We start from the raw sequence: 5,189 nt of genomic DNA, 5'->3' as shown, positions 1-5,189 counted from the left end.
TGTAGGCCCCGTCCCCAGGGGGCGGAGCCCCCTGGGGACGGGGCCTACAGCCGCCCGAGTACCTGGGCCAACAGTGACCCCATCTGCGTGGCGGAATCCCGGCCCGCCTGGAGAACTTCCTCGTGGTTGAGGGGCTCACCCGTCATACCCGCGGCGAGGTTCGTCACCAGGGAGATACCCAGCACCTCCGCACCGGCCTCGCGCGCGGCGATGGCCTCCAGCACGGTCGACATGCCCACCAGGTCCGCCCCGATCACCCGGGCCATGCGGATCTCGGCCGGAGTCTCGTAGTGCGGCCCGGGGAACTGGGCGTAGACACCCTCCTCCAGCGCCGGGTCGATCTCCTTGCACAGGGCGCGCAGCCGAGGCGAGTACAGGTCCGTGAGGTCGACGAAATTGGCGCCGACGATGGGGGACGTGGCGGTGAGGTTGATGTGGTCGCTGATCAGGACCGGCTGGCCGGGACGCATGCCTTCGCGCAGGCCACCGCAGCCGTTGGTCAGCACGATGGTCTTGCAGCCGGCGGCGACGGCGGTACGCACGCCGTGCGCGACGGCGGCGACCCCGCGGCCCTCGTAGTAGTGGGTACGCCCGAGGAAGACCAGCGCCCGCTTGTCACCGATCTTGTACGAGCGGATCCTGCCGCCGTGGCCCTCGACGGCCGGCGGCGGGAAACCGGGCAGCTCGGTGACGGGGAAGTCGGCCTCGGGTACGCCGAGCGCGTCGACGGCCGGTCCCCAGCCGGAGCCCATCACAAGGGCGACGTCGTGGGTCTCGGCGCCCGTCAGTTCGCGCAGGCGCGTGGCGGCGGCGTCAGCGGCGGCATGGGGGTCGCCCTGGATGTCGTCCGGAAGAAGAGATGCGTTCACGCGGATGAGCGTAGCTGGTCTGGGCCTACGCGCGTAGATGACAGAGCTCACGGGATTGCGATCGTTGTCTTGTCGTTTCCAACGAGACCTGTGACGGGCGTTATGTGTGGGAAGCCCTCAGCGGAATCGCGGGGAATCCTCAGCAGGGCCGCTTCCGCAGCTCCATCACGTAGTCGTGCGGGGCGCCTGCCGACTCGGCCGCATCGGCGAGTTCACCGAGGTACCGGGCGGACGGGAGCCCACCCTCGTATCCGTTCAGCACGTACACCCAAGCGGGTTCCTCGCCCTCCAGGGTGTGCACCCGTACCCGCATCCGGCGGTAGACGTCGAGGCCGACGCCCTCCCACCGGTCCATCGAGTCCTCGTCGGGCGGCGCGATCTCGTACAGCGCGACGAAGACCTGGGAGCGCGGGGCCTCCACGATCGTCGCGAGCGCGCCCTCCCAGCCCATGTGCTCGCCGCCGAAGGTCAGCCGCCACCCGTTCAGCCAGCCCGTGGCGCGCAACGGCGAGTGCGGGGCGCGGCGGGTCATCAGCCGCGCGTCGAGATTGCCGGCGTACGCGGCGTAGAGCGACATGCTTCGAGAGTACGGCAGCGAAACCACCCGCCACTCCCGTAACCGTGGGTACTCCAGCCCACCGCCAACGGGACCTCCGGCCCCCCGCCGACACCACTCCCCGTCGCCCCCGGGCGGAAGCACCTTGAAGCGTGCGGGACAATGGGGTACGTGACTCGGATCGTGATCATCGGTGGCGGACCCGGCGGCTATGAAGCGGCGCTGGTGGCAGCGCAGCTCGGCGCGGAGGTGACCGTCGTCGACTGCGACGGTCTGGGCGGGGCGTCGGTGCTGACCGACTGCGTCCCGTCGAAGACCCTTATCGCGACGGCCGAGGTGATGACCACCTTCGACTCGTCGTACGAGGAACTCGGCATCATCGTCGCCGACGACACTCCACCTCTGGAGCAGGCTGCCAGGGTCGTGGGCGTCGACCTCGGCAAGGTCAACCGCCGTGTGAAGCGCCTCGCGCTCGCCCAGTCGCACGACATCACGGCGTCCGTGACCCGGGCCGGCGCCCGTGTCATGCGCGGCCGGGGCCGGCTCGACGGCATGCAGGCGATCGACGGTTCCCGCAAGGTCATCGTCAAGGCGGCCGACGGCACCGAGGAGACGCTCGTCGCCGACGCCGTCCTCATCGCGACCGGCGGCCACCCCCGCGAGCTGGACGACGCCCGCCCGGACGGCGAGCGCATCCTGAACTGGACCCAGGTCTACGACCTCACCGAACTCCCCGAAGAGCTGATCGTGGTCGGCTCCGGCGTCACCGGCGCGGAGTTCGCCGGCGCCTACCAGGCCCTCGGCTCCAAGGTCACCCTCGTGTCGTCCCGCGACCGGGTCCTGCCCGGCGAGGACCCGGACGCCGCCGCCGTACTCGAAGACGTCTTCCGGCGCCGCGGCATGAACGTCATGGCCCGCTCCCGCGCCGAGTCCGCCAAGCGCGTCGGCGACAAGGTCGAGGTCACCCTCGCCGACGGCCGCGTCATCACCGGCTCGCACTGCCTCATGGCCGTCGGCGCCATCCCGAACTCCGCGGGCATGGGCCTGGAGGAGGCGGGCGTCAGGCTGCGCGACTCGGGCCACATCTGGACCGACAAGGTCTCGCGTACGACCGCTCCGGGCGTGTACGCCGCCGGTGACGTGACCGGCGTGTTCGCGCTCGCCTCGGTGGCCGCGATGCAGGGCCGTATCGCGATGTACCACTTCCTGGGCGACGCGGTGGCCCCGCTCAACCTGAAGACGGTCTCCTCGAACGTCTTCACCGACCCCGAGATCGCGACCGTCGGCTACAGCCAGGCCGACGTCGACGGCGGCAAGATCGACGCCCGCGTCGTCAAGCTCCCCCTGCTCCGCAACCCGCGCGCGAAGATGCAGGGCATCCGGGACGGCTTCGTCAAGATCTTCTGCCGCCCCGGCACCGGCATCATCGTCGGCGGTGTGGTCGTGGCGCCGCGCGCCTCGGAATTGATCCATCCGATCTCGATCGCCGTCGACAACAACCTGACGGTCGAACAGATCGCGAACGCCTTCACCGTCTACCCGTCTCTTTCGGGCTCGATCGCCGAGGTGGCCCGGCAGCTCCACACGCGGAAGGCGACGGGCGAAGTCTGAGCCGAAACGGACTCCCCGCTGGTCACGGGGAGTTGTCGACCATTCGGGCGGCATAGGCGGCGAGACTAGGCCCTATACCACTTCCTGTCCCGCTGTACGAACAACTTCCGTTATTCGGCGCAAACACCTGAAAGCAGACGGTCGTTGGGGTTACTGTCAGTTTCGTGTTCGCTGCAGAACGTCGCCAATTGATCCTCGAAATGGTGCGAGCGAATGGGGCTGTATCGCTCCGTGAGCTCGCCCGCGTCGTCCAGACCTCCGAAGTGACCGTACGGCGGGACGTGCGCGCACTGGAGGCAGAAGGACTCCTCGACCGCCGGCACGGCGGTGCGGTATTGCCGGGCGGGTTCACGCGAGAATCCGGCTTTCCGCAGAAATCGCATCTCGCGACCGCCGAGAAGACGGCCATCGCCGATCTCGCCGCCAGCTTCGTCGAAGAGGGCGAGGCCATCGTGGTGGGGGCGGGTACCACCACCCAGGAGCTGGCCCGCCGGCTCGCCCGGGTGCCCGGACTGACCGTGGTCACCAACTCCCTTCTGGTGGCCCAGGCGTTGGCCCACGCCAACCGCGTGGAGGTCGTCATGACCGGCGGCACCCTGCGGGGTTCCAACTACGCGCTGGTGGGCAGCGGGGCCGAACAGTCCCTCCAGGGTCTGCGTGTCTCCCGGGCCTTCCTCTCCGGGAGCGGACTGACCGCCGAGCGCGGTCTCTCCACGTCCAACATGCTGTCGGCGTCCGTCGACCGGGCCCTCGTCCAGGCGGCCGCGGAGGTCGTCGTCCTGGCCGATCACACCAAGCTCGGCACGGACACCATGTTCCAGACCGTGCCCACGGACGTCATCACCCGCCTCGTCACCGACGAGCCCCCGGGCCACGACGACCGCGCGGCCACGGAGTTGCAGGCGCTGGCCGACCAGGGGGTGCAGATCGCCGTGGCCGGCGCATCGGGAAGCCAGGGGGGTGAACAGACCCCGACGCGGGACCAACGCCGCCGAGACGTACCCCTCCCGGCACCGCGACGGGGTCAAGTACCGGGCGGGGGACCGGGGTTGAGGGCAGCGGGTGTCCTCGGCGGGGAGTCCCCCGAGCGGGAGCGCGCGGCGAGGGTGGCGGATCTGCGCAGGCGCTGATCGCATCGGTGGCGGGTTCGGTTTTCGGGTGCGGCGCCGTCGTGGCTGGTCGCGCAGTTCCCCGCGCCCCTAAAAGACAGCCCCGTTTCAGCCGACCTGCATTTAAGGGGCGCGGGGAACTGCGCGACCAGCCCCCACCGGCCGGCACTCGAAAACCGAACCAGCGCTACGGCTTCAGTCCCCGCAACGTCAACGTCAGCAACCGGTCCGCCAGTTCAGGGTCCCCAGGGTTGCCCTCAGCCGCGAGGGCGATCGCGTGGGTCAGCTGGAGAAGGTCCCCGATCTCGACGTCAGGACGGACGTCACCCGCCTCCTGCGCTCGGGAGAGCAACGCACCCCCCGCCTCCCGGATCGGGTCGCTGCACCGGGCCAGCGCGGACGTCCCGTCATGGGCGACCGCCATCAGGGCCCGGGAAAGCCCCCGGTACTCACTCGCGTGGGACACCATCTCCCGCAACCAGGTCACCAGAGCCACACACGGCTGTGGGCCGGAGAGCAACTCCCGGGAACGGGCGAGGAGTTCCCCCACCGCGTCCTCGAAGACCGCGCTCATCAGGGACTGCCGGTTGGGGAAGTGGCGGTACAGGGTACCGATGCCCACGCCCGCGCGGCGGGCCACGTCCTCCAGGGACGCGTCCGTGCCGTGCGCGGCGAAGGACACGCGGGCCTCGGCGACCAGCCGCCCGTAGTTGCGGCGGGCGTCGGCACGCATGCCCGCCGGCGGCCTGGCTGTGTCGGCCATGGGTCCCACCTGCCCTCCTCGGCGTGTCCCGTCACATTACAGAGGTGCCCGGCGGAGACAGGCTGTTCCTGTCCGCCGGGCACCTCTCGACGTGCGGTGGGTCGTCAGTCCTTGATCTCGCAGATCGCGGCGCCGGAGGTGATGGAGGCGCCGACTTCCGCGCCGAGTCCCTTGATCGTGCCGGACTTGTGCGCGTTCAGCGGCTGTTCCATCTTCATGGCTTCGAGTACGACGATGAGGTCGCCCTCCTTGACCTCCTGGCCCTCCTCGACCGCGACCTT

At 70.0% G+C, this 5,189-nt stretch carries 6 protein-coding genes; 2 read left to right on the top strand and 4 right to left on the bottom strand.

All coding sequences use genetic code 11. The features are described 5' to 3' along the window. Window positions 1–44: 44 nt before the first annotated feature. Window positions 45–869, bottom strand: coding sequence for a purine-nucleoside phosphorylase (locus tag AC31A1_RS46160; protein ID WP_366431256.1), 825 nt, complete (start codon window positions 867–869; stop codon window positions 45–47). A gap of 139 nt (window positions 870–1,008) precedes the next feature. Then, window positions 1,009–1,446 carry a gamma-glutamylcyclotransferase family protein gene (locus tag AC31A1_RS46155; RefSeq protein WP_019055782.1) on the bottom strand — a complete coding sequence of 146 codons (438 nt, stop codon included), beginning with the start codon at window positions 1,444–1,446 and terminating at the stop codon, window positions 1,009–1,011. A 141-nt stretch (window positions 1,447–1,587) separates the two neighbouring features. On the opposite strand from AC31A1_RS46155, the gene AC31A1_RS46150 reads away from it, so the two are divergent. Together AC31A1_RS46150 and AC31A1_RS46145 are read left to right on the top strand one after the other, a co-directional pair. Continuing rightward, window positions 1,588–3,036 (top strand): NAD(P)H-quinone dehydrogenase, encoded by a 1,449-nt coding sequence (locus tag AC31A1_RS46150; protein WP_489659055.1) that lies wholly within the window; start codon window positions 1,588–1,590, stop codon window positions 3,034–3,036. A gap of 164 nt (window positions 3,037–3,200) precedes the next feature. Then, entirely contained in the window at window positions 3,201–4,166 is a 966-nt protein-coding gene (locus AC31A1_RS46145) for a DeoR/GlpR family DNA-binding transcription regulator (protein ID WP_393761791.1), read from the top strand. A gap of 166 nt (window positions 4,167–4,332) precedes the next feature. Here AC31A1_RS46145 and AC31A1_RS46140 read toward each other — a convergent pair whose 3' ends face one another. Next, window positions 4,333–4,908 (bottom strand): TetR/AcrR family transcriptional regulator, encoded by a 576-nt coding sequence (locus AC31A1_RS46140; RefSeq protein ID WP_489659054.1) that lies wholly within the window; start codon window positions 4,906–4,908, stop codon window positions 4,333–4,335. Between the two features lie 104 nt (window positions 4,909–5,012). Next, window positions 5,013–5,189 (bottom strand): acyl-CoA carboxylase biotin carboxyl carrier protein subunit (locus AC31A1_RS46135; protein WP_489659056.1); only part of this gene is annotated, 177 nt, incomplete at its 5' end.

The sequence above is a fragment of the Streptomyces sp. P5F9 genome (assembly GCF_057961495.1).
The sequence above is the reverse complement of the archived record's forward strand: the minus strand, read 5'-3'. Positions and strand labels throughout refer to the sequence as shown.

Coding starts and splice junctions, on each gene's coding strand:
- AC31A1_RS46155 (WP_019055782.1), bottom strand. CDS start 1,446: ATGTCGCTCTACGCCGCGTACGCCGGCAATCTCGACGCGCGGCTGATG.
- AC31A1_RS46150 (WP_489659055.1), top strand. CDS start 1,588: ATGGGGTACGTGACTCGGATCGTGATCATCGGTGGCGGACCCGGCGGC.
- AC31A1_RS46140 (WP_489659054.1), bottom strand. CDS start 4,908: ATGGCCGACACAGCCAGGCCGCCGGCGGGCATGCGTGCCGACGCCCGC.